Source organism: Arthrobacter sp. NPDC080082, from assembly GCF_040686595.1.
Taxonomy (GTDB): Bacteria; Actinomycetota; Actinomycetes; order Actinomycetales; family Micrococcaceae; genus Arthrobacter.
Map to the genome: position 1 here is coordinate 511,307 of NZ_JBFBKQ010000001.1, position 21,611 is coordinate 532,917.

The window sequence follows — 21,611 nt, forward strand, 5'->3', positions numbered from 1 at the left end:
GCTTAGAGGGACTTCACGGCCGCGAGGAACTTGGTCCAGGAGGAAGCCGCGTCGTCGGACTTGTCCACGTCCACCCGGGTGAGGGCCTGCTGCATGGCGTCATTGATGGCGAAGAACTTCGGGCCCTTGAACGGGGAGGCGCCCACGGCCTTGGCCCGCTCGGCAAAGATCTTGCCGGTCGGGGCGTTGTTGAAGAAGGCGTTGGTCTGGCTCAGCAGGGCGTCGCTGGAAAGGGCCTGGACCTGGCTGGGGAACGTGCCCTTGGCGGTGAAGGCCTTCACCTGCTGCTCCGGAGCGGTCAGCCAGGCGGCCAGCTTCTTGGCCTCGGCCTGGTGCTTGCTCTGGGTCGGGACGGTCAGGTAGGAGCCGCCCCAGTTTCCGCCGCCGCCCGGGAAGACGTTGGCGACGTCCCAGCCCTTGACGCCGGCCGCGTTGCCCTCGATCACGCCGAGCATCCAGCCCGGGCAGAGGGTGGTGGCGAACTTCTGCGACTGGAAGCCGGCCACCCAGTCGTTGCTCCACTGGCTCAGGTGGGCGGAGAGATTGTCCTTGGTGGAGGCGTTGAGGACCTTGGTGTACGTGTCCTTGACGGCGGGGTTGTCCGCGGCGATGACCGTGCCGTCCTCGTTCTCGTAGGCCTTGTCCAGCTGGTTGCTCATGGCCTGGTAGACGGATCCGGCGGAGTCGAACCAGGCCGGGCCGGTCTTCGCGCCGACGAACTTCTTGCCCGCGTCGAAGTAGCTGTCCCAGGTGGTGCCAAGCATCTTGGCCACCGACTCACGGTCGGTGGGGAGGCCGGCGGCCTTGAGCAGGGAGGAGTTGTAGCAGACGGCCTCGGGGCCCGAGTCCGTGCCGTAGCCGATCAGGTGGCCGTCGTCGGTGGTGGCGGCCTTGGCCTTCCAGTCCAGCCAGCGGCCTTCCACGGCGGGATCCTTGAGGTCCACGAACTTGTCCGGGTACTGCTTGAGCTCCGAAAGCCAGTCCACCTCGATCGCCTCGATATCGGAGAGCCCGGACCCGGCAGCCAGGCGGGTGGTGAGGTTATCGCGGGCCTCGTTGGTGGTGGCGGCCTTCTTGTGCTGGATCGTCACGTTCGGGTTGAGGGTCTGGTACTCCTTGATCAGATCCTCGTAGCCGAATTCGTTGAAGGTGGCGATGGTGAGGGTCACCGGTTCCTTGCCGGTCTCGCCCGAGGGGCCGGAACTCTTCGGGGCGTCGGCGCCGCAGCCGCTGAGGGCAAGGGTAAGGCAGGCGGCCGACGCCGACAGCGCGGCGAGTTTGCGGGGGAATTTCACGCGGGGACTCCTTCGTCAAGGTGGGTGATGGGGCGGGTGCGGACTCATGGCGTCCCGTCACCCTCATGGGAACGCTCCCACATTCGTGGTGGGAGCGCTCTCACGAGGATGGTGTCGCACATCACAGCGGCTTGTCAACCCGCCCTCATCGGAGGCTGAGAATCCCTTGCCGTCACCTGGAGCCGGTGTTACGCTTCCCGGCGGGAGCGCTCCCACAACCTTCCGCACGGAGCCCCGCCACCCCCACAGAGAGCAGGCCGAGCAATGCCGCTAGCCCACTTCCCGTTCCGCCCGGCGTCCCCGCCGGGCCTCCGCACCTCCCCGCACGGCGCAGGCCGGCTGATCGTCGGAGGCGTCGTCGCCCTCGCCGCTGCCCTGGCCGGCAGCACCGCGGCCACCGCCGCCGTACCCGCCGGGACCGGCCCCGCGCCGGCCGCCGTCGTCGTCCCGGCAGCCCCCGCCACCCCCCCTGGGCAGCCCGCTCCTGCGCAGCCCGCTCCGGCGCAGCCCGCCTTAGCGGCCAAGCCGGCACCCGGCGCCGCGTCCGCGTTCGGCCCCAACGTCCGGGTCTTCGACCCGAGCATGCCGGTGGCGCAGATCCAGGCCACCGTCGACGCCATCGCCGCCCAGCAGGTCGACGACGAGATGGGCACCAACCGGTACTCGCTGCTCTTCAAGCCAGGCACCTACGGCACCGCGGAGACGCCGCTAATCATCCAGGTGGGCTACTCCACCGAAGTGGCGGGCCTGGGCAACTCCCCCACCGACGTGACCATCAACGGCCACGTGGACACCTACAACCGCTGCCTGACCGCGGATAACTGCATCGCCCTGAACAACTTCTGGCGGTCGGTCTCCAACCTCACCATCAACGTCACCGGCCTGGATGGCTGCCGGTCCTCGGCCAACTTCTGGGCCGCCTCGCAGGCCTCGCCGATGCGGCGGGTCAACGTCACCGGCGGGAACCTCACCCTGATGGATTACTGCACCGCCGGCCCGCAGTACGCCAGCGGCGGCTTCATCGCCGACTCCAAGACCGGGTTCGTGATCAACGGCTCCCAGCAGCAGTACTACGTCCGTGACAGCACCCTCGGCGGCTGGTCCAACGCCGTCTGGAACCAGGTCTTCTCCGGCGTCAACGGCGCACCCGCGCAGTCCTTCCCGGACCCGCCGTACACCACACTGGCCAGCACCCCGGTCAGCCGCGAAAAGCCGTACCTGACCATCGACGGCGCCGGCAGCTACAGCGTGTTCGTTCCCTCCGCGCGGCAGAACTCCTCCGGCACCACCTGGGAGAACGGCCCGACGGCGGGACGCAGCGTGCCGCTCTCCGACTTCTACGTGGCCACGCCTGCCGATTCGGCCAAGGACATCAACGTCCAGCTGGCCCGCGGCAAGAACCTGCTCTTCACCCCGGGCGTGTACAACATCGACCGCACCCTCGAGGTCAAGCGTGCGGACACCGTGGTCCTTGGACTCGGCATGACCACCCTGACCGCCGTCGGCGGCGCCGTTCCAATGGAGGTCGCCGACGTCTCCGGCGTCCAGGTCGCCGGGCTCACCATCGACGCCGGCACCGTGAACTCCCCGGCGCTGATGCGGCTGGGCAAGGCCAAGGGCAACGCCTCCCACACGGATGCCTCCGGCAAGCACGGGGACCCAGCCAACCCCACGGCCCTGCACGACGTGTTCTTCCGCATCGGCGGCCCGCACGTGGGCAAGGCCTCCGTCAGCCTCGAGGTCAACAGCGACGGCGTGCTCCTGGACCACATCTGGGCCTGGCGCGCGGACCACGGCAACGGCGTGGGCTGGGACACCAACACAGCCGACAACGGCGTTACCATCAACGGCGACGACGTCACCGCCACCGGCCTGTTCGTGGAGCATTACCAGCAGTACAACGTGACCTGGAACGGTGAGCGCGGACGGACGGTCTTCTTCCAGAACGAGCTGCCCTACGACGCTCCGAACCAGGCCGCCTGGCAGCACGACGGCGTCCTCGGCTGGGCCGGGTACAAGGTTGCCGATTCGGTCCGGTCCCACGAGCTCTGGGGCGGCGGCAGCTACGTCTACACCAACGTGGATCCCTCGATCCATGCCAGCCGCGGCTTCGAGGTCCCGGTCACCCCGGGCGTGAAGCTGCACGGGCTGCTGACCGTGAACCTGGGCGCGGGAACGCTGGACCACGTGGTCAACGACACCGGCGCCCCGGTGACCACCGCCGAGGTGGGCAAGCCAAGCTACGTCGCGAACTTCGGCTAAAAGCAAAGCCCGGCCGGACCGGCCCCCGGATGATGTCCATGGGGCCCGTCCCGCCGGGCTTTGTTGTGCCTTCTTGGTATTTCCGTGGGCCGACTACCGGAACGTTTCGCCGGTCCGATGTGCCGGGGGCGCTTTGGCCGTCCGATTTACCGGGCGGTTCCCTGCGCCGCCGGCTTCCGGCGGCGACCCAGGACCAGCATGCCGGCGCCCAGCAGGAACGCGGCCGCGGCGGCTCCGGCAGCGGGCACCAGTCCGCCGGCTCCGGTGCTGGCGAGGACGGGAGTCCCGGCGGAACGGTCCGGGGACACGGCCGCGGCGGCGGCCGCCACCGGTGCGCTGATCGAGAACGTGGAGGACAGCGGCGCGGAGGCGATGCCGTCCAGGGACTGGGACACGGTCAGGGTGTGCAGTCCCGTCGTCAGCCCCGTGGGGAACGGCACGGACCAGTGCCCTCCGGTGGCGAGAACCGCCAGGGCCAGTGAGCCGGAGACGGCCTTGCTGCCGACGCCGGGGCCGCCGGCCTGGCCGGCATCCAGCGGGACGCCGTCGATGCTCACGCTGACCGAGGCGCCCTCCACACCGGTCCCCGAGATGGTCTTGGGCAGCGCGTCCTGCCGGAACGTGGACCCGTCGAGGGACAGTGCCAGGGCGGGGACCGGTGGCTGGACCAGGTACACCGCGGTGGCCGCGGGACCGTCCTCGTGGCCCGGGGAGGTCTGCACCGCCGAGACCGCGAGCTTGCCGTACAGCGGGCCGCTCCCGAAAGGGACGCTCCAGCGGCCGTCGGCGGCGACCGTGGCCGAGCCGGTGACGGCGCCGGTCACCGCGACGGTGTTGCCGGGCGTTCCGGTGCCCTCGATCATGGCGGGTGCCAAGGCGGTGGGGACCGCGGCGGGGGTGGTGATGGCGGGGGCGGTCAGCGCGGAGGCCGTCAGGGCGAACGCGGTGGTCTCCGAGTGGCTGAAGCCGTTGACGGTGGCCGCGGTGTAGGCGTATTTCCCCTCGGTCGCAGGCAATGCGAAGGACCAGGTGCCGTCGGACTGCACGGGTACATCAGTGGGGGCGCCGCCGTCGCGGGTCAGGCGGACCGAGGAGCCGGCGGCGACGGCGGACGCGGGGGCGGCCGCGACACGGCCGCGGATCGTGGTGCCCGGCTGAAGGGTGGCGCCGCTGGCGGTCCCGTCGAGTTGCGGTGCGTTGAGGAAGAGTTGCAGCTGGACGTTGGGAACCGTGGCCATGGCATCCTGCAGGGTGGCGGCGATGGCGCGCAGCTGGGTCCCGTTCTGGGTCTCGGCCCCGGTGTGGGTGCCCACGGCGAAGTTGCCGCTGATCCAAGGCCCGCCCGAGTCGCCGCCGGCGGACTTCACCGTGGTCGAGTCGAAGGCGCGGACGGCGCGCAGATCGTTGTCGTAGTTCGGCGCAACGCTGGTCCGGCCCGGGATGAGCATGATGCCCACGGTGTCGACAGTGCCGCACTTCCAGCCGCTGGTCCGGCCCGAGTGGCAGACCGCCTGGCCCTGGACGGGAGCGAGTGTGCCGATGATCTTGACCGACGACGGCGCCGGGTTGGCCACGTTGTCCCAGATGGTGGCAGCGGGCCGGGGCGTGACGCCGGCGGCGAGGCCCTGGATAACGGCGATATCCGTGCCGATATTGCCCGGGCTGTCCTGCGTTCCCGTGATGGCGGTGTTGCCGGGGCCGCCGAACTGGCTGAAGCCAAAGGTGCCCAGCGGGTCTCGGGTGGTCGGAAGGGGCATGGTCGCTCCGCCTGCCGTCGCCGCGGCGGGCGGCTCCACGGTGGTGGTCTTGCTGATGCCGTCTTCGGCGCAGTGGCCGGCGGTCAGGATCAGGGGGAGCCCGGTCGGATCATAGGCGCCGAACCCGGCGGAGCAGATGGTGCTCACATCCGTGACGTAGCCCTGGCCGCCGAAGTAGTCGGTGCTGGCCTCGGTGGTGATCGGGGCGGACTTCTCCAGCTGGACGTTCTTGTAGCGGGCCACGAACGCGGCCGGGGAGATCTTGCCGGGGGCGGCCGTGGTCAGGGCCGGGCTGGTGCCCGCCGGGACGTTCGTCGCTCCCACGGTGGGAGCGGGCGTCGCCGTCGCCGCGGGAGCCGGGGCGGGGGTGGCGGGGGCGGCGGGGGTTTCCTCGGCGGCGGTCACGCCGCCGGTCCGGATGACGAAGTGGCCGCCGGCGTAGGCCACGGCCTGCAGTCCTGCGGGACCGACGTCGCGGACGTAGGCGGCGAAGAGCTGGTCAGTGCTGGCCGCGATGAGGTCGGCGGCGCTCGGTGCCGGGGCCGGCGCGGCCGGGGCTGCGAGCGTGAACACGGCCGTGAGGCCGGCCGCGTTGAGGGCATCCACCCGGGCCTGCAGCTCGGCGCCCTGTCCGTCGACGATGATCCTGCCGTTGCTGATGCTGATGCCGACGTAGCCGGGCAGTCTGGACAGGGAGGGCAGTGCGTCGGCGGCGCGGCGGGCGAGCTCGCCGGCGGCGTTGAACTGCTCGAGGGTCATGCCGAGGTCGCGGAGGGTCGCCTCGGCGAGGCCGTCCTCGCTGATGCCGGGGGCCGGGGCGGCGGCGGGGGCGGGCGCGGCGGGCGACGTAGGTGAAGGAGAAGCAGTCGCGGGCGAGCCCGGCGTGGGCGACGTCGTCGGCGCGGCCGTTGCCCCGGAAGAGGCGGAGGGGCTGGAGGTGGCGGCGGGTGTCGGCTGGACGGAGCCCGTTTCGGCGAGCGCGGGAACGGCCAGGGACGCTCCGGCGAGCGCAACGGCCACGGCGGCCGTCATCCGCAGCGCAGGAACGCTTTTTGCTATCTTCACCCGGTCACTTTAGCGTCCGAGTTTGGCCCGGATGGCCGCCAGCTCCCCTTCCGTTACGCCATTGTGGCCCAAAAATGTGGAAGTCCTGAGGTTGCGCAGGAATCCCAGGAGGCTGGCCTGCCGGGTGGCGAGCAGCGGCCCCAGTTCGGCCTCGGTCAGGTAGCGCTCGTGCGGGTGCTTGACCGGGGAGACGCGGTGGTGTTCGTTGATGCCGCGCATGGCCCGTTCGTAGGCCAGGGCGATGGCGTCCTCCCCCGCCCCGGCGAGGTCCTGGAGCATCGCGGCGATCATTCCGCTGCGGTCCCGGCCGGCGGAGCAGTGCAGCACGACGCCGGCGGGTGCGGCCGCGATGGCCCGGAAGACCCGGGCCATCCGGTCCGGGAAGAGCCGGACGTTGTCCGGGTAGGACGCGGGGTCATTCAGGTAGGGAACGCAAAGGGCCCGGAACTCCTCGTTGGCGGGGTCCTCGGTGGGGGCATGGACGACGTCGAACGGCGCCAGGGCCGCCTCCGGCACCCGCGGATCAGTCTCGCGGGGGCGGATCTCCTCCGGGTTGCGCAGGTCGATAACGGTGCGGATCCCGGCGTCGTACGCCTGCCGCCAGCCCGTCTCGGTGAGCCACTCGCGGCGGCCCATCCGGTAAACCTCGCCACCGACGTGCCAGGCGTTCACCGCCCCGTCCCAGGTGACCGCTCCGCCCACGGCTCCGTTCCTGCTCATCGGGCAGGTTCCCGTTCGGTCCGTTGCCTGGCGAGGCGGTATTCGAGGTTGTTCCGGACCATGGGCCATTCGTGTTCCAGGATCGAGAACACCACGGTGTCCCGCAGGGCGCCGTCGGCGCTCCTGGTGTGGCTGCGCAGCACCCCGTCCTGTTTGGCGCCGAGCCGGGCGATCGCTTCACGGGACTGGTGGTTGAGCCAGTGCGTGCGGAACTCGACGGCGGGGCAGCCCAGGGTCTCGAAGGCGTGCCGGAGCAGCAGCAGCTTGGAGTCGGGGTTGCTGCCGGTGCCGTGCGCGGAGGCGGCGTTCCAGGTGGAGCCGATCTCCACCCGGGGCACGGCGGCGTCGATGTTCATGTAGGTGGTCATCCCGATGATCCGGCCGGGTTCGCCGGTGGCGGGGTCAAGCAGCCGGGTGGTGAACGGCAGCATGGAGCCGGCCGCCTGCAGCGTCATCCGCCGGTCGATCTCGGCGCCCATGGCCTCCGGGGCGGGGACGGCGGTGTACCAGAGCTTCCATAGCTCCCCGTCCCGGACCGCGTCCACCAGCCCGTCGTGGTGGCTGTGGTCCAGGGGTTCGAGGGCAACGTAGCGGCCGGTCAGCGTGAGCGGCTGGAAGGGGTTCACGGCACCATCCTAGGCCCGCGGCAGCGGCGGACCCCTGGGCATTCCCGTCCGGGGGGCTGGACGCCGTGGGTAGGCTGGGCCCATGATCACAGTCACCGGCACGGTCCGCACCCCGCTGGAGGCCGGCAAGGCCTTCGCCTACCTCTCCGCCTTCGAGCACACGCCCGAGTGGGACCCCGGCACGCCGGTGGTCAGGAAGCTCACCGACGGCCCGGTCGCGGTGGGCCACCGGTACCACGCGGAGGCAGAGTTCCGCGGCAAGCGCCAGAGCCTGACCTACGAGGTGGTCAAGCTCTCCGATTCGGAGATCGTGCTCCGCGGCGAGAACAAGAGCGTGATCTCGGTGGACACCATTGAGGTCCGGCCCGCGGGCTCCGGCAGCGAGGTCAACTACACCGCGGAATTCCAGCTCAAGGGCTGGATGAAGCTGGCCGAGCCGATCGCCCGGCCCATGTTCCAGAAGCTCGCGGACCCCGCCATGGACGGGATGAAGCGGACGCTGGACTCACTGGCCACGCACTCCGGCTAGGCGCTGCGGCCTCAAGAGGGCCGGGAAGACGGCCCGCTGGGGCCGGTTCAGCCGTTCCAGTCGAAGAATCCCTTGCCGGTCTTCCGGCCGAGCTCGCCCCGGGCCACCTTGTCGCGCAGGATCTGCGGCGGTGCGAAGCGGTCGCCCAGGGTCGAGGCGAGGTATTCGGCGATGCCCAGGCGGACGTCCAGGCCCACAATGTCCGTGGTCCGGAGCGGGCCGGTGGGGTGTTTGTAGCCCAGGACCATGGCGTTGTCGATGTCCTCGGCGGACGCGACCCCCTCCTCGACCATGCGCATCGCCTCCAGCGCGATCGCTACCCCCAGCCGGGAGGACGCGAAGCCGGGAGCGTCGTTGACGACGACGGCCGTCTTGCCCAGCGCCTCGACCCAGCCGCGGGCCGCAGCGGCCACAGCATCCGAGGTCTGCTCGCCCAGGACCACCTCGATCAGGGTGGAGGCCGGCACCGGGTTGAAGAAGTGCAGTCCCAGGAAGTTCTGCGGCCGCGCCAGCTCGCGCGCCAACCCGTTCACGGAGAGCGAGGAGGTGTTGGAGGCGAGGTACGCGTCGTCGGCCAGGCGCTCCTCGATGCCGCGCAGCGAGGCGACCTTGAGGTCCCAGTCCTCGGGGACGGCCTCGACCACCAGCTGACGGTCCTTGAAGTCGTCGTAATCCACGGAGACGGCGAGTCGGGAGACCATCTCGTCCAGGTTGCCGTCGACGGCGCCGCGCTCGATGCTCTTGGCGGCGGCTGACTCCACCCGCTCGCGGGCGGCCTCGGCCGACTGCTCGTCGCGTTCGACCACCAGCACATCCGCGCCCTTGATCAGGAAAGCGTGGGCAATGCCGGCGCCCATGCGGCCGCCGCCGAGCACACCGACGAACCGGGGAAGAACGCCGTCGGACGTGGGGGCGGACTGTGCGGAATTGCTCATGGTTACTTCGTCCCGTCGTGCTGGTCTTGAGGTGTGGCGGTTGCGGTGGCGCTCTTCTTGGCGTTTTTCTTGGCGTTCTTTTTGTCCAGGAACGCCTGCATCCGGTCGAACTTGGCCTGGGATTCGAAGAGGATGCCCTGGGCCAGCTGGTCGATCAGCGGGTGCGCCTCGGCGGGGGCGTGGAAGACGGACTTGGTGATCCGCACCGCCAGCGGGTCCTGCCGGCCGATCCTGTCCGCGAGATCGTGAGCGGCATCCATGAGCCGGTCCGCGTCGTGGACTTCGGTGATGAGGCCGACGGCGAGGGCCCGGTCGGCGCGCAGGACGGTCCCGGCCAGCAGGATTTCCTTCGCCACGGGCTCGCCGACGAGTTCCTTGAGCCGCCAGCTGGCCCCGGCCGCGGCCAGGATGCCCAGGCCGGTTTCGGGGTTGCCGATCCGGACCCCGGGCGTGCCGATGCGGAAGTCGGCGGCGTAGGCCAGCTCCGCGCCGCCGCCGAGGCAGAAGCCGTCGAGGGCCGCAATGACCGGCATGGGCAGCTTGGCGATCCGGACGAAGATCGTCGAGTTGATGCCCTGCAGTGCGTCGTCGCGGCGGCGTTCGCGCAGCTGCGCGATGTCCGCGCCGGAGGCGAACACGCCGTTGGTCCCTGCGATGATCAGCACCTTGGGGGTCTGTTCCAGGTAGGCGCAGACCCGGTGAAGCTCGTCGACCATCTGCTGGTCGATGGCGTTGCGGGCCTCGGGCCGGTTGAGCAGCACCACCAGCCGGTCGGGCCGCTCCTCCACCAGGAGCGTCGCGAAGCCCGTGGCGTCCAGGCCGCCGGCGGCCATTAGACGCGCTCCAGGAGCATCGCGGTGCCCTGGCCCACGCCCACGCACATGGTGGCGAGGCCCACCTTGGCGTTCTCGCGCTCCATCCGGCCCAGGAGGGTGATGGCGATCCGCGAGCCGGAGGAGCCCAGCGGGTGGCCCAGGGAGATCGCGCCGCCGTCGCGGTTCACGATCTCCGGGTCCAGGTCCAGCCGGCGCATGCTGGCCAGCGACTGGGTGGCGAAGGCTTCGTTGAGCTCGACGGCGCCGAGGTCGCCGACGCCGAGCCCTGCGCTGGCCAGGGCCTTGCGGGTGGCGGGGACCGGGCCGATGCCCATGATCTCGGGCTCGCAGCCGGCGGAGGCGCCGGCGATGATGCGGGCGCGGGCGGTCAGGCCCAGCTTCCGGATGGCGGCCTCGGAGGCGACGATGATCGCGGAGGCGCCGTCGTTGAGGGTGGAGGAGTTGCCGGCGGTGACCACCGAGCCGCCCGCGACGACGGGTCGCAGCCCAGCAAGCACCTCGGCGGTGGTGCCGGGGCGGGGGCCCTCGTCGGTGTCCACCACGGTCTCACCCTTGCGGGTCTTGACGGTGACGGGAACGATTTCCTCAGCGAACCGGCCCGCTGCGATCGCGGCGAGTGCCCGTTCGTGCGACCGGACGGCGAACGCGTCGGCGTCGTCGCGGGTGATCCCGTCGACCCGGGCCACCTCCTCCGCGGTTTCGGGCATGGAGTAGGTCATCTTCCCGTCGCGGGAGAGCTCACCCTTCTGGAACAGCGGGTTGGTGAAGCGCCAGCCAATGGAGGTGTCGAAGATCTGGCCGGGCTTGGCGAAGGCTGTCTGCGGCTTCTCCTGCACCCAGGGCGCCCGGCTCATGGATTCGACGCCGCCGGCGATCACGATGTCCGCGGCGCCGGCCTTGATCATGTGGCTGGCCATGATGATGGCGCTCAAGCCGGAGGCGCAGAGCCGGTTGACGGTGATTCCGGGGATGTGGAGCGGCAGGCCGGCCAGCAGCGTGGCCATCCGGGCGACGTTGCGGTTTTCCTCACCGGCCCCGTTGGCGTTGCCGAGGATGACCTCCTCCACCGCGTCCGGGTCGACGCCGGCGCGGGCGACGGCCTCACGGACCACCAGCGCCGCCAGGTCGTCGGGACGGACCGCGGACAGGGCTCCCCCGTACCGGCCAACCGCGGTGCGGGCACCGCCAACGAGAAAAGCCTCGACCATGAGAACATCCTTCACCAGAGAGGGGGCCGGCAGTAGAATAAATTACCGACCGTTCGTTCTATAAAGATTACACGGCGGGTCAAGAGGGTCAACCGGGGACGCCTGCATGACGTTCCGGCATATCCCCAACGGCTCAGGCGACGGTGACCCCCAGATGCGCGGCAAGCAGCGGGGCGAGCAGGTCCAACTGGCGCTCGTCAACCACCAGCCCGGACACGCTGCCCAGGCCGCTGACCGCCCGGAAGGCGCTCCCACGCAGGTCCACGTCCTTGAGCCGGGCGCCGGTGAAGTCCAAGGCGCCGATGGTGCAGTCCTTCAGGACCACCCGGGTGGCCGTAGCCGCGCCGAGGTCCAACTCCCCGATGATGCAGTCGCTGATCTGTACGTCCACCAGCGTGGCGCCGCGGAGGTTGACGTAGTCGAGCTTTCCGCCATCGATCCGCACCGACTGCCAGCGCCCCTCGTAGAGCTCGGCGGAACCCCAGCGCGGATTGCGGATCTCCACCTCCGTCAGCCCCGCCCGGGCGGCGGTAAGCACGGGGGCGTTCGGGTCGGACAGGACGCAGTCCCGGAACCCGGCGCCGCGCAGCTGCGTCTCGTGGAAGGAAATCCCGGCGAACGAGCACTCGACGAAGTCCGTACCGGCGAGGTCCAGCCCGTCGGCGATGGCCTGCCGGTAGGAGCGGCCCTCGTAGCGTTCCCCGCGGCGGAACTCGGGGTCCGCGTCCTCCTGGAGATCATCCAGCCGGAGGTCCGGGAGGCGCGGGGCGGTGATTCGGGGCTTGCCGGGTTTCATGACATCGAGCCTAGCGCCGACCGGAAAAGACTTGAACTAGTAAGCATGCTTTGCTTATGCTGGGACCGAAGCAGCCAACCAGAGAAAAAGGCGGTTCCCCATGGGTCTCGGCGACAAGATTCAGCACGAGGCGCAGCACTTTGGTGGCAAGGCCAAGGAGGCTGCCGGGACCGCCACCGGCAACGACCGTCTGAAGGCCGAAGGCCAGAAGGACCAGGTGGTCTCCGATGCCAAGAAGGTTGGCGAGAACGTCAAGGATGCGGTCCGGCGCGACTAGCCGCCCCGCCGCGATGGCCGACGACGCCGGGCGCTCCTTTGGGGGCGTGCCCGGCGTCGTTTTTTCACCCCTCACCCAGCGACTCCACCATCCCGCCCGACGAACCGAGGAGCCCCCGTGGCCAGCACCGCCAACCGCCCCACCGCCGGCAGCACCGACCTGCACAACGTCGACCTCGGCCCGGCCGGGCCGGACGGGTCCCGGACGCTTCGGGGCTACCTGGCCACCCCGGACGGGGAGGGCCCCTTCCCGGCGGTGCTGATGATCCACGAGGTCTTCGGGCTGGACGACATCACGGTCCGCCACGCGGACCGGATGGCCGCCGCCGGCTACCTCACCCTGGCCGTCGACCTCTTCAGCGACGGGGGCGCGCGCCGCTGCCTGGTCTCCACCATGCGCTCCCTGGCCTCGGGCCAGGGCAAGGCGTTCGCCGACCTTGAGGCGGCGCGGCGGTGGCTGCTCGACTCGGGCCGGACCAACGGGAAGGTAGGGGTCATCGGCTTCTGCATGGGCGGCGGGTTTGCCCTGTTGCTGGCCAACGACGGCTTCGACGCGGCCGCGGTGAACTACGGCAAGCTGCCCTCCAACCCGGAACGGGAGCTGGCCGGGGCGTGTCCGATCGTGGCCAACTACGGCGGCCGGGACCGGGGACTGCCGGGAGCCGCCGAGAAGCTCACCGATGTGCTGGAGCGGCTCAACGTCAGCCACGACGTGAAGGAGTTCCCGACGGCGGGGCACGCCTTCCTCAACGACGTCGAGGCGGGGCCGCGGCCGCTGCGCCCGCTGCTGCGGGTGATGGGAGTGGGTCCGGACCCGACGTCGGCTCCGGAGGCCTGGCGGCGCATCGAGGACCACTTCGCCCGGCACCTCAAGGGCTAACGGCGACGGCGGTCACCCGCGCCGCAGCGCGGGTGACCGCCGTCGTCCGTGGGTGGCTGAACCCTGTACAGCGAACCGAACGTGTCCGAACAGGAGGAACTAGCTGTAGAGCTCGCTCTTGGGGGCGTTGTGCTTGACCTTCTGCCAGCCCAGCCACAGCACCACCGCGAAGAACGGGATGGTGGCCAGCGTCCAGAGGCCCAGCTGGAAGACCTCGCCGGTCTTGCTGGTCATCGTGTCGAAGCCGATCAGCACGGTGATGGCCAGCAGCGCCACCAGGCCGGCCCAGCTGGTCCACGGGGAGCCCGGCATGGGCAGCGAGGAGGCGTCGTTGCCCTTGATCCTGCGCAGCGCGATCTGGCTGGCGAAGATCGAGCCCCAGGTGAAGATGACGCCGATCGAGGCCGTGTTCAGGGCCAGATCGAAGGCGTGCGAGCCGCCCAGCCAGATGTTCAGCAGGATGCCGACCAGGTAAACCGCGCCGATCGCCAGGATGGCGGCGTAGGGCACGTGGCTCTTGGACATCCGGGTCAGCCACTGCGGGGCGTGGCCGTTGTTGGCCATGGTGCGGAAGATCCGGCCGATCGAGTACAGGCCCGAGTTGCAGGACGAGAGCGCAGCGGTGATGACGATCATGTTCATCACGTTGCCCATCCAGGGCAGGCCCATCTGGCCGAAGACGGTGACGAACGGCGAGGTGCCGGCCTTGTACTGGTCCGAGGGCAGCAGCATGGCCAGCAGGGTCACGGAGCCGACGTAGAAGACCACGATGCGGATGACAACGGCGCGGATGGCCTTGGGGACCTCCTTGGCCGGGTCCTCCATCTCGCCGGCGGTGATGCCGACCAGTTCGATGGCGTTGTAGGCGAAGATCACGGCGTTGAGCACCAGGATCATCACCAGGGCGCCCTTGGGGAACATGCCGCCGTCGCCGGCGAAGAGGTTGGTGACGGAGGCGTGGCCCTCGCCCACCTTGGCATTGGTGACCACCATGAAGGTGCCCACGGCCAGGAAGATCACGATGGCCCCGACCTTCAGGACGGAGGCCCAGAATTCGAATTCGCCGAACGCCTTCACACTGAGCAGGTTGACGCCCACCAGGAGGAGCAACGCGGCCACCGCGGTCAGTTCGACCGGGACGTTGGGGAAGAAGAACTGGAAGTAGAGGCCGATCGCGATCAGCTCGGCGATGCCGGTCATGGCCCAGTTGATGAAGTACATCCAACCGGAGAGGTAGGCGCCCTTGCGGCCGAACATCTCGCCCGCGTAGCTAACGAAGGAGCCGGAGGTCTGGCGGTACATGATGAGCTCGCCGAGGGCCCGCATCAGCAGGTAGGCGATGACGCCGGCGATGGCGTAGGAGAAAACCAGGGCGGGGCCGGTGGAGGCGAGGCGCCCGCCGGCCCCCATGAAGAGGCCGACGCCGATGGCGCCGCCCATGGCGATCATGGTGACCTGGCGGCCGCTCAGCGACTTCTTGTAGCCCTCGGCGCTGAGGGAGGAGTCGACGGCGGTGGGGGCGGCCGCGGTTTGCTTGTCTGTGGACGTACTTTGAGGCACAGCTGTTCCTTGCGGTTGGGGATCTGGCCGGGACAGGGCGGCGTTTTCCGGGCGTTCGGCAGCAGGGGCGCCCGGCGAACGGGGCAGCCGGTGGTACCGGAGCCGACTGCGGCTCGGCGTCGCGCGGCTCGTCTATAGTACTAGCTGGGCCGGGCCTGCCGTGACGCGGGCAACACCGGGCCGACGCCGGATAGTCTGTTTCCATGGGCACCGATCTCCGCCGCATCCCGGCACCGCGACCGGATTTCTACGTGTTTTCCCGGCTGGATTTCACCGCCGCCGGCATCTATGTGGCGGTTGCCGCGTTCTTCGCCACCGCCGCGGATCTGTTGACGCCGGTGGTGCTGCAGCTCTCCCCCAACCCCGCCGCCGCGTCATACGCGATCAACCTGGTCTTCTACGGCGTGATTGGTGCGCTGGCGCTGACCGCAGCACGCCGCGTGGTGCGGCGGGACCTGCAGGTCCTGGCCACCCGGCCGTGGTTCACCCTGCTCATGGTGCCGGCGTCCGTTGTGGCCGCGATGATTCTGACCGCCGTCCTGGTGGCGCTGACCGGCCCGCCGCAGACCTCCGCGAACCAGGCCGGGCTGCAGGCACTGATGCAGCAGGTGCCGGCCTGGCTGATGGTTCCGCTACTGGTGGTGGTGGGTCCGTTCGTGGAGGAGTACATCTTCCGGCACCTGCTGATCGGCAAACTCAGCCGCAAGATCAACATCTGGGTCTGCAGCGCGCTCTCCGTGGTGCTCTTCGCGGGGCTGCACATCGTGGGCCAGGAGGCGTTGACGCTTCCGGTGCTGATGCCCTACATCGCGATGGGCGCCGTCCTGGTGTTCGTGTACGTCTGGACGGGGCGGAACCTGATGTTCTCCTACTTCGTGCACGCGGCCAAGAACCTGCTGGCCGTGATCTTCATCTACGCGATCCCGCCGGACGCCCTGGACCGGCTGCAGTAACCAACTGGTTGCCGGCACCAGCCTCTGGCGCCCCGCGGGCCGCCGTCGTAGGTTTCTGCCATGACACTGAACATCCAGATCGCCGTCGACTGCACGGATCCGCACGCCCTCGCCGACTGGTGGGCCGAGACCCTGGACTGGGCCGTGGAGCCGCAGGACGAGGACTTCATCCGGTCCATGATCGAGCAGGGCTTCGCGACCGAGGCGGACACCCTCCGGCACGGCGGGAAACTGGTCTGGCGGACCGGCGCCGCCATCCGGCCTCCCGAGGACCTGGCCAGCAGGCCGGCCACTCGGAGAATCCTGTTCCAGACCGCCCCCGAGCCCAAGACCGTCAAGAACCGCGTGCACTGGGACGTGAACCTGGCCGGCGGCGACAAGGACGAGGTCCGCGCCGCCCTCGAGGCCCGCGGCGCCACCTACCTCTGGACCGCCAACGAGGGACCGCATTCCTGGTACACGATGGCCGACCCCGAGGGGAACGAGTTCTGCATCAGCTGAGCCGATTACTAGACTCGGTGTGTGAGCAACGAAATCCCCGCCAAGGTATCCGACGTCTTCGACCCCTCCCGGTGGCGCACCGTGTCCGGGTTCGACCTGCAGGACATGACCTACCACCGGCAGGTGGAGCGCGCCGCGGACGGCACCGTGGTCCGGGACCTCCCGACGGTGCGGATCGCGTTCAACCGGCCTGAGGTGCGCAACGCGTTCCGGCCCGGCACCGTCGACGAGCTCTACCGCGTGATGGACCACGCCCGGATGACCCCGGACGTGGCCACGGTGCTCCTGACCGGCAACGGCCCCTCCCCCAAGGACGGCGGCCACTCGTTCTGCTCCGGCGGTGACCAGCGGATCCGCGGCAGGGACGGGTACCGGTACGTAGTACAGAACACAGCCGACGGCGAGACCCAGGAGAGCATCGACCCGGCGCGCGCCGGCCGGCTGCACATCCTGGAGGTCCAGCGGCTGATGCGGACCATGCCCAAGGTGGTCATCGCCGTCGTCAACGGCTGGGCGGCCGGCGGCGGGCACTCGCTGCACGTCGTCTCCGACCTCACCATCGCCTCCCGCCAGCACGGCAAATTCAAGCAGACCGACGCCACGGTCGGCAGCTTCGACGCCGGCTACGGTTCGGCGCTGCTGGCGCGCCAGATCGGGCAGAAGGCCGCCCGCGAGATCTTCTTCCTGGCCCGCGAATATTCAGCCGAGGACATGGTCCGGATGGGCGCCGTGAACGAGGCCGTGGACCACGAGCGGCTCGAGGAGGTGGCGCTGGAGTACGCAGCGGATATCGCCCGGCAGTCCCCGCAGGCCATCCGGATGCTCAAGTTCGCCTTCAACCTCGCCGACGACGGCCTGGCCGGCCAGCAGGTGTTCGCCGGCGAGGCCACCCGCCTGGCCTACATGACCGACGAGGCCGTGGAGGGCAAGGAAGCCTTCCTGGAGAAGCGCGACCCGGACTGGTCCCAGTTCCCCTACTACTTCTAGGCCAGCCATGACAGCCGCCCCGCCAAATCTGGACCAGGTCCTGACCGCCCTCGCCGCCGCGCTCGGCGGGGAGGGCCCCGCCGTCGAACTCTCGGCCGGCCCGGACGGCTCACCCGTGGCCAGCCCGGTGGACGTCCCCGGAGTAGAGGGCGCCGCCGTCGTGGTCCGCACCTCCGGGTCCACCGGTACCCCCAAGGCCACGGTCCTGACCGTCGACGCACTCGCCGCCTCCTCGATGGCGACGGCGATCGCGCTCCGCGGCGAGGGCCAGTGGCTGCTGGCCCTGCCGGTGCAGTTCGTGGCGGGAGTGCAGGTGCTGGTCCGCTCGCTGTTCGCCGGGACCCGGCCCTGGGCCATGGACCTCTCCGGCGGATTCACCCCCGAGGCCTTCACCGCGGCCGCCGGGGAGCTGACCGACACCCTCCGCTACACCTCCCTGGTGCCCACCCAGCTGCAGCGGCTGCTCGATGACCCGTCGGCCGAAACGCTGGCAGCGCTGCGCCGCTTCAACGCCGTGCTGCTCGGCGGCGCACCGGCATCGGCGGAGCTGCTGGCCGCTGCCCGGGAGGCCGGCGTCCGCGTGGTCACCACCTACGGCTCGGCCGAAACCAGCGGCGGCTGCGTCTACGACGGCGTCCCGCTGGAGGGCGTCGAGGTGGCGGTCGACGCCGACGGGCGGATCCTGCTCGGCGGCGCCACGGTGGCCGCCGGGTACCTGGGAGAGCCCGACCTGACGGCGGCGGCCTTCGTAGAAAGCGACGGCCTTCGCTGGTACCGCACCAGCGACCTCGGCACCCTGGCCCCCGACGGGACCCTCACGGTGCAGGGTCGCGCGGACGACGTCGTCATCACCGGCGGCGTCAAGGTTTCGGCCGCGCACGTGCAGGCAGAGCTCGAACGGCTCGACGGCGTGCGCGCCGCGTTCGTGACCGGTGTGCCCTCCGCCGAATGGGGGCGGGCCCTGGCCGCGTACGTGGTCCTGACCGACGGATCCGAGGACGCCGCGGCGGATTTCCGCGCCCTTCTGGACTCCGGCCCGGCGGGTCCGCTGACGGGCGCGCTGGCACCCAAGACCGTCCACCTCGCCGATGAACTGCTGATGCTCCCCAACGGGAAACCGGACCGGCTGGGCATGGCCGTTCGGCTGGACGCCCTGCATCAGGGAAAATAGTAAAAGCTTCCACCAGGCCTGTTCCCCAGCAGGCCGCCACCCCCCAAGCAACGAGGTACTGAACGTGGCCACAGCCGCACAATGGATCCAAGGCGCCCGTCCCCGCACCCTCCCGGCCGCGATCGCGCCGGTGCTGATCGGGTCGGCCGCCGCCTACGAGATGGACGCGTTCCGTCCGGTAAACGCCCTGCTGGCGGCCCTGGTGGCGCTGTTCCTGCAGATCGGCGTGAACTTCGCGAACGACTACTCCGATGGCATTCGCGGCACCGACGAGGACCGGGTGGGCCCGCTCCGGCTGGTGGGATCCGGCGCCGCGGAACCGTCGCTGGTGAAGCGGGCGGCCTTCGGGGCCTTCGGACTGGCCATGCTGTTCGGGCTGGTGCTCGTGATCATCACGCAGGCGTGGTGGCTGATCCTGGTGGGCGTGGGCTGCGTCCTGGCCGCCTGGGGCTACACCGGCGGCAAGAACCCCTACGGGTACCTGGGTCTCGGCGACCTGTTCGTCTTCGTCTTCTTCGGCCTGGTGGCCACCCTCGGCACCACCTACACGCAGGCCGGTCAGGTCAGCCTCGCGGCGGTCATCGGCGCGATCGGCACCGGCCTGATCGCCTGCGCGCTGCTGATGGCCAACAACGTCCGGGACATCCCCACGGACACGGTGGCGGGCAAGAAGACCCTCGCCGTGCGTCTGGGCGACAAGCACGCCCGGGAAAGCTACGTGCTGATGCTGGCCGTCGCCATCCTGCTGGTGATTGTGCTGGCGCCGGCGAAGCCGTGGATGCTGATCGTGCTGCTGCTGATCCCGGCCAGCCTGATGCCGTCCTGGCTGATGATCGCCGGCCGGCGCCGCAAGAGCCTGATCCCGGTCCTGAAGCAGACCGGCCTGATCAACCTCGGCTACGCGGCGCTGTTCTCCATCGGACTGGTCCTCAGCCACGGTTTCTAGGCGGCGCCACTGGGGCGGCCGGTCCTCCCGGCTGCCGGTCCGCTCACGAGGATTGCGGGCCGGCTCAATGGGTCAGGACTCCTCGGAGTCCTTGTGGCGCTCGGTGCGGACCGTGACGTCCGGGTGGGCCTCGACCAGGCGGTCCTCGGCCTCGGCGTCGTCAACCTCGCCCGCGGTGCGCAGCGGCTTGGCCTTGCCGGAGAACCGGTTGTGCAGCGACGCGGTGGCCTGGTCGCGCTGCTTCTGGAAGAACAGGAAGCTGATCGCGAACGCCATCATCCCGGCGCAGAGCGCGGCCAGCAGCCAGCCAAGCTGCAGGTAGACGAAGAGCGCAAAGAGCGGCGCGAACAGCACCAGGCGGATCAGGGAGTATTTCAGGAAAGCCACGGTCCCAGTTTAGCCGTCCCGGACCCGTCGGTCCGCGGCCGGTTGTTCCACTGGAGGGCCGCGGCAGAGTGTTATTGCTCCGTGCCCTGGCCCCGCCGCCGAACGGCCGGGCGGCGGCTAGACTGAAAGTATGCTCCGCGTGGTGGTACCAATCATTGTTTTGGTGGTCTTTGTCTACGGACTGATCGACCTGATCCGCACGGACGCCCGCGACGTGAAGGGTATTTCCAAGCCCGCGTGGATCGCGGTCCAGATCGTCCTCCCGGTGCTCGGTGCCGTGCTCTGGTTCCTGATCGGGCGTCCCCGCGGCAACGCCGGGCCGGCTCCCGCGACGTACCGCCACCCCACCGCCCCGGATGACGACCCCGAGTTCCTCCGCAACCTGGAGGTGCGCCGGCGCAACCAGGCGGAGGCGGACCGGCTGAAGAAGCTCAAGGACGACCTTGAGGCCCGGGAACGGGACCTGCGCGGCGACTCCGGGTCCGGAGAGGCCCACGGCAGCGGTGATCCCGCCTCGGGCACGGACGAGGTCAAGTAGCTCCTCCCCGCTGAATCGCCCCCTCTGTACCCCGCTCCTCGCCCCCCGCACGAACTTGCTGACGTCCGCCAGGGCCACCTGCCGCGGCCACTTGCCGCAAACGGTCGCTCAAGCAGCCTCAGAACAGCCATCTCTGGCAAACCGGCGCCGCCAGGAGCGTCTCCGGCCTAGCGTCTCGGCCCCGGATCCGCCGGTCCTGCTACCGGCCCCCTCGGCCGGTCCGACGCGGACCACTCCTCCCCCACACCCCGGGTCACCTGTGGACAACCCACCTGCCCCGCTCCAACCGGCGCAGAATGACCTTCATGCGCCCACCCAGCGAGCTCCCCCCGCAGCTACTACACCGGCCCTTCAGCACGGCCGAGGCCCGGGCGGCGGCGGTAAGCCGCGGCCGGACCCGGGCACGGGATCTTGTCAGCCCCTGTCACGGCGTTCGGAAGGACAGCACCGACCCGGACACGCTCCTCAGCCGGGCCCGCGCTCTGGCCACGGTCACCGACGCCGTCGTGAGCCATCTCTCGGCGGCACTCCTGTGGGGGTTCCCTCTGCCGTTAGCGTCCGCCGGCACCGCCGTCGTCCATCTGACGAGCCAGCCCGGGCGTCGGGCAGTGCGGCGCAGGAACGTCGTAGGCCATCAGCAACTTCTGGCGCCCGACAAAATTGTCACGGGCGCGCACATCCGCTGCACCTCACCACTGCGGACCTGGTTCGACCTCGCCGGCAGCCTGAGCCTCGACGACCTGGTGATCGCCGGGGACTTTCTGCTTAGGCGCCGCAACCCGCTGTCCACCCTGCAGGCCGTGGACGCCTACCTTCAGACGCGGGCCGGGAAGGCCGGCTACCGGAAAGCCACCCGGGCGAGGGCACTGATGCGGCAAGGCACGGACTCCCCCAAGGAAACGGAGCTCCGGCTCCTGTTGCTCAGCTATGGGCTGCCGGAGCCCGGAATCAACGTCCCGATGCTGGACGAGACGGGCGGCTGGATCCAAGACCCTGACATGTCTTACGAACGGGAGAAGGTGGCGGTCCAGTACGACGGCGGACACCATGCCGGACCCCGCCAATGCCGCAGCGATATCTTCCGGGACGAGCGGGCCCGGGACGCCGGCTGGCGGGTGGTGGTGCTGACCCAGTGGGACCTGACCCCGTTCGCTCCGGGGCTGGAGCCGACGGCGGTCACCCGCGTGCGGGCGGCCCTGCTGGACCGCGGATGGACGCCGCACCCCCCGAGGAGCAGAGCACGTCCGGGGAGAGGCCGCCCAGCTGACAGACCGCCCATCTGACAGAAATGGCCGCTAAGCGCTGTGGCTTAGCGGCCATTTCTGGCAAACGGATAGATTAGCGGGTCGGCCCGAGAGACCGGGACCAGCGCCCCAAAGTTGG

21 protein-coding genes are annotated in these 21,611 nt (G+C 70.0%); 11 read left to right on the top strand and 10 right to left on the bottom strand.

The features are described 5' to 3' along the window. Positions 1-2: 2 nt before the first annotated feature. On the bottom strand, positions 3-1,295 hold the full coding sequence (locus tag AB0O44_RS02350; protein WP_364133713.1) for an extracellular solute-binding protein: 1,293 nt from the start codon (positions 1,293-1,295) through the stop codon (positions 3-5). A 264-nt stretch (positions 1,296-1,559) separates the two neighbouring features. On the opposite strand from AB0O44_RS02350, the gene AB0O44_RS02355 reads away from it, so the two are divergent. After that, positions 1,560-3,557 (top strand): adenylyl cyclase, encoded by a 1,998-nt coding sequence (locus AB0O44_RS02355; RefSeq protein ID WP_364133716.1) that lies wholly within the window; start codon positions 1,560-1,562, stop codon positions 3,555-3,557. Between the two features lie 146 nt (positions 3,558-3,703). Here the strand turns inward: AB0O44_RS02355 and AB0O44_RS02360 are convergent, their stop codons facing one another. Genes AB0O44_RS02360 through AB0O44_RS02370 form a run of 3 tightly spaced genes read right to left on the bottom strand, consistent with a single transcriptional unit; the run spans position 3,704 to position 7,725 of the window. Beyond that, entirely contained in the window at positions 3,704-6,379 is a 2,676-nt protein-coding gene (locus AB0O44_RS02360; RefSeq protein WP_364133719.1) for a S1 family peptidase, read from the bottom strand. A 9-nt stretch (positions 6,380-6,388) separates the two neighbouring features. Beyond that, positions 6,389-7,099, bottom strand: coding sequence for a tyrosine-protein phosphatase (locus tag AB0O44_RS02365; protein ID WP_364133722.1), 711 nt, complete (start codon positions 7,097-7,099; stop codon positions 6,389-6,391). Next, complete coding sequence (locus tag AB0O44_RS02370; protein ID WP_364133725.1) at positions 7,096-7,725, bottom strand: GNAT family protein; 630 nt, start codon at positions 7,723-7,725, stop codon at positions 7,096-7,098. The genes AB0O44_RS02365 and AB0O44_RS02370 overlap by 4 nt, the downstream gene beginning before the upstream one ends. Before the next feature lie 82 nt (positions 7,726-7,807). Between AB0O44_RS02370 and AB0O44_RS02375 the strand changes: the two genes are divergently transcribed. Continuing rightward, positions 7,808-8,254 carry an SRPBCC family protein gene (locus AB0O44_RS02375; protein WP_364133728.1) on the top strand — a complete coding sequence of 149 codons (447 nt, stop codon included), beginning with the start codon at positions 7,808-7,810 and terminating at the stop codon, positions 8,252-8,254. A gap of 47 nt (positions 8,255-8,301) precedes the next feature. Here AB0O44_RS02375 and AB0O44_RS02380 read toward each other — a convergent pair whose 3' ends face one another. From AB0O44_RS02380 to AB0O44_RS02395, 4 genes are all read right to left on the bottom strand, one after another. Further along, positions 8,302-9,189, bottom strand: coding sequence for a 3-hydroxyacyl-CoA dehydrogenase family protein (locus AB0O44_RS02380; RefSeq protein ID WP_364133731.1), 888 nt, complete (start codon positions 9,187-9,189; stop codon positions 8,302-8,304). A gap of 2 nt (positions 9,190-9,191) precedes the next feature. Then, positions 9,192-10,022, bottom strand: a complete 831-nt coding sequence (locus AB0O44_RS02385) for an enoyl-CoA hydratase/isomerase family protein (protein ID WP_364133733.1) — start codon at positions 10,020-10,022, stop codon at positions 9,192-9,194. Then, the gene (locus AB0O44_RS02390; RefSeq protein WP_364133736.1) at positions 10,022-11,233 is read right to left on the bottom strand and encodes an acetyl-CoA C-acyltransferase; all 1,212 of its coding nucleotides are present in this window, start codon (positions 11,231-11,233) and stop codon (positions 10,022-10,024) included. The genes AB0O44_RS02385 and AB0O44_RS02390 overlap by 1 nt, the downstream gene beginning before the upstream one ends. A gap of 133 nt (positions 11,234-11,366) precedes the next feature. Further along, positions 11,367-12,029 carry a pentapeptide repeat-containing protein gene (locus AB0O44_RS02395; protein ID WP_364133738.1) on the bottom strand — a complete coding sequence of 221 codons (663 nt, stop codon included), beginning with the start codon at positions 12,027-12,029 and terminating at the stop codon, positions 11,367-11,369. Between the two features lie 100 nt (positions 12,030-12,129). Here AB0O44_RS02395 and AB0O44_RS02400 point away from each other — a divergent pair, with 100 nt between their 5' ends. Then, positions 12,130-12,306, top strand: a complete 177-nt coding sequence (locus AB0O44_RS02400) for a CsbD family protein (RefSeq protein WP_364133741.1) — start codon at positions 12,130-12,132, stop codon at positions 12,304-12,306. 159 nt (positions 12,307-12,465) lie between these two features. After that, positions 12,466-13,185: a dienelactone hydrolase family protein gene (locus AB0O44_RS02405; RefSeq protein WP_364134667.1), complete on the top strand. Its 720-nt coding sequence runs from the start codon at positions 12,466-12,468 to the stop codon at positions 13,183-13,185. Between the two features lie 99 nt (positions 13,186-13,284). On the opposite strand, the gene AB0O44_RS02410 is transcribed toward AB0O44_RS02405, so the two are convergent. Continuing rightward, positions 13,285-14,745 (bottom strand): amino acid permease, encoded by a 1,461-nt coding sequence (locus tag AB0O44_RS02410; RefSeq protein ID WP_364133744.1) that lies wholly within the window; start codon positions 14,743-14,745, stop codon positions 13,285-13,287. Positions 14,746-14,948: 203 nt separating this feature from the next. Here AB0O44_RS02410 and AB0O44_RS02415 point away from each other — a divergent pair, with 203 nt between their 5' ends. The 5 genes from AB0O44_RS02415 to AB0O44_RS02435 all read left to right on the top strand — a co-directional run bounded on the left by AB0O44_RS02415 (position 14,949) and on the right by AB0O44_RS02435 (position 19,303). Next, positions 14,949-15,698 carry a lysostaphin resistance A-like protein gene (locus AB0O44_RS02415; RefSeq protein WP_364133746.1) on the top strand — a complete coding sequence of 250 codons (750 nt, stop codon included), beginning with the start codon at positions 14,949-14,951 and terminating at the stop codon, positions 15,696-15,698. Between the two features lie 60 nt (positions 15,699-15,758). Continuing rightward, positions 15,759-16,199, top strand: a complete 441-nt coding sequence (locus tag AB0O44_RS02420) for a VOC family protein (RefSeq protein ID WP_290256106.1) — start codon at positions 15,759-15,761, stop codon at positions 16,197-16,199. 21 nt (positions 16,200-16,220) lie between these two features. Next, complete coding sequence (locus AB0O44_RS02425; RefSeq protein ID WP_364133748.1) at positions 16,221-17,186, top strand: 1,4-dihydroxy-2-naphthoyl-CoA synthase; 966 nt, start codon at positions 16,221-16,223, stop codon at positions 17,184-17,186. Between the two features lie 7 nt (positions 17,187-17,193). After that, complete coding sequence (locus AB0O44_RS02430; protein ID WP_364133751.1) at positions 17,194-18,357, top strand: AMP-binding protein; 1,164 nt, start codon at positions 17,194-17,196, stop codon at positions 18,355-18,357. A gap of 64 nt (positions 18,358-18,421) precedes the next feature. After that, positions 18,422-19,303, top strand: a complete 882-nt coding sequence (locus AB0O44_RS02435; RefSeq protein WP_290256109.1) for a 1,4-dihydroxy-2-naphthoate polyprenyltransferase — start codon at positions 18,422-18,424, stop codon at positions 19,301-19,303. 72 nt (positions 19,304-19,375) lie between these two features. Here AB0O44_RS02435 and AB0O44_RS02440 read toward each other — a convergent pair whose 3' ends face one another. Next, a complete protein-coding gene (locus AB0O44_RS02440) occupies positions 19,376-19,690 on the bottom strand; it encodes a DUF4229 domain-containing protein (protein WP_364133754.1) in 315 nt (104 codons plus the stop codon). Positions 19,691-19,820: 130 nt separating this feature from the next. Between AB0O44_RS02440 and AB0O44_RS02445 the strand changes: the two genes are divergently transcribed. Together AB0O44_RS02445 and AB0O44_RS02450 are read left to right on the top strand one after the other, a co-directional pair. Further along, positions 19,821-20,228 carry a PLD nuclease N-terminal domain-containing protein gene (locus AB0O44_RS02445; protein WP_364133756.1) on the top strand — a complete coding sequence of 136 codons (408 nt, stop codon included), beginning with the start codon at positions 19,821-19,823 and terminating at the stop codon, positions 20,226-20,228. A gap of 608 nt (positions 20,229-20,836) precedes the next feature. Next, the gene (locus AB0O44_RS02450; RefSeq protein ID WP_364133758.1) at positions 20,837-21,511 is read left to right on the top strand and encodes a hypothetical protein; all 675 of its coding nucleotides are present in this window, start codon (positions 20,837-20,839) and stop codon (positions 21,509-21,511) included. Positions 21,512-21,611: the final 100 nt, after the last annotated feature.

Coding starts and splice junctions, on each gene's coding strand:
- AB0O44_RS02355 (WP_364133716.1), top strand. CDS start 1,560: ATGCCGCTAGCCCACTTCCCGTTCCGCCCGGCGTCCCCGCCGGGCCTC.
- AB0O44_RS02365 (WP_364133722.1), bottom strand. CDS start 7,099: ATGAGCAGGAACGGAGCCGTGGGCGGAGCGGTCACCTGGGACGGGGCG.
- AB0O44_RS02375 (WP_364133728.1), top strand. CDS start 7,808: ATGATCACAGTCACCGGCACGGTCCGCACCCCGCTGGAGGCCGGCAAG.
- AB0O44_RS02380 (WP_364133731.1), bottom strand. CDS start 9,189: ATGAGCAATTCCGCACAGTCCGCCCCCACGTCCGACGGCGTTCTTCCC.
- AB0O44_RS02385 (WP_364133733.1), bottom strand. CDS start 10,022: ATGGCCGCCGGCGGCCTGGACGCCACGGGCTTCGCGACGCTCCTGGTG.
- AB0O44_RS02390 (WP_364133736.1), bottom strand. CDS start 11,233: ATGGTCGAGGCTTTTCTCGTTGGCGGTGCCCGCACCGCGGTTGGCCGG.
- AB0O44_RS02395 (WP_364133738.1), bottom strand. CDS start 12,029: ATGAAACCCGGCAAGCCCCGAATCACCGCCCCGCGCCTCCCGGACCTC.
- AB0O44_RS02400 (WP_364133741.1), top strand. CDS start 12,130: ATGGGTCTCGGCGACAAGATTCAGCACGAGGCGCAGCACTTTGGTGGC.
- AB0O44_RS02415 (WP_364133746.1), top strand. CDS start 14,949: ATGGGCACCGATCTCCGCCGCATCCCGGCACCGCGACCGGATTTCTAC.
- AB0O44_RS02420 (WP_290256106.1), top strand. CDS start 15,759: ATGACACTGAACATCCAGATCGCCGTCGACTGCACGGATCCGCACGCC.
- AB0O44_RS02430 (WP_364133751.1), top strand. CDS start 17,194: ATGACAGCCGCCCCGCCAAATCTGGACCAGGTCCTGACCGCCCTCGCC.
- AB0O44_RS02445 (WP_364133756.1), top strand. CDS start 19,821: ATGCTCCGCGTGGTGGTACCAATCATTGTTTTGGTGGTCTTTGTCTAC.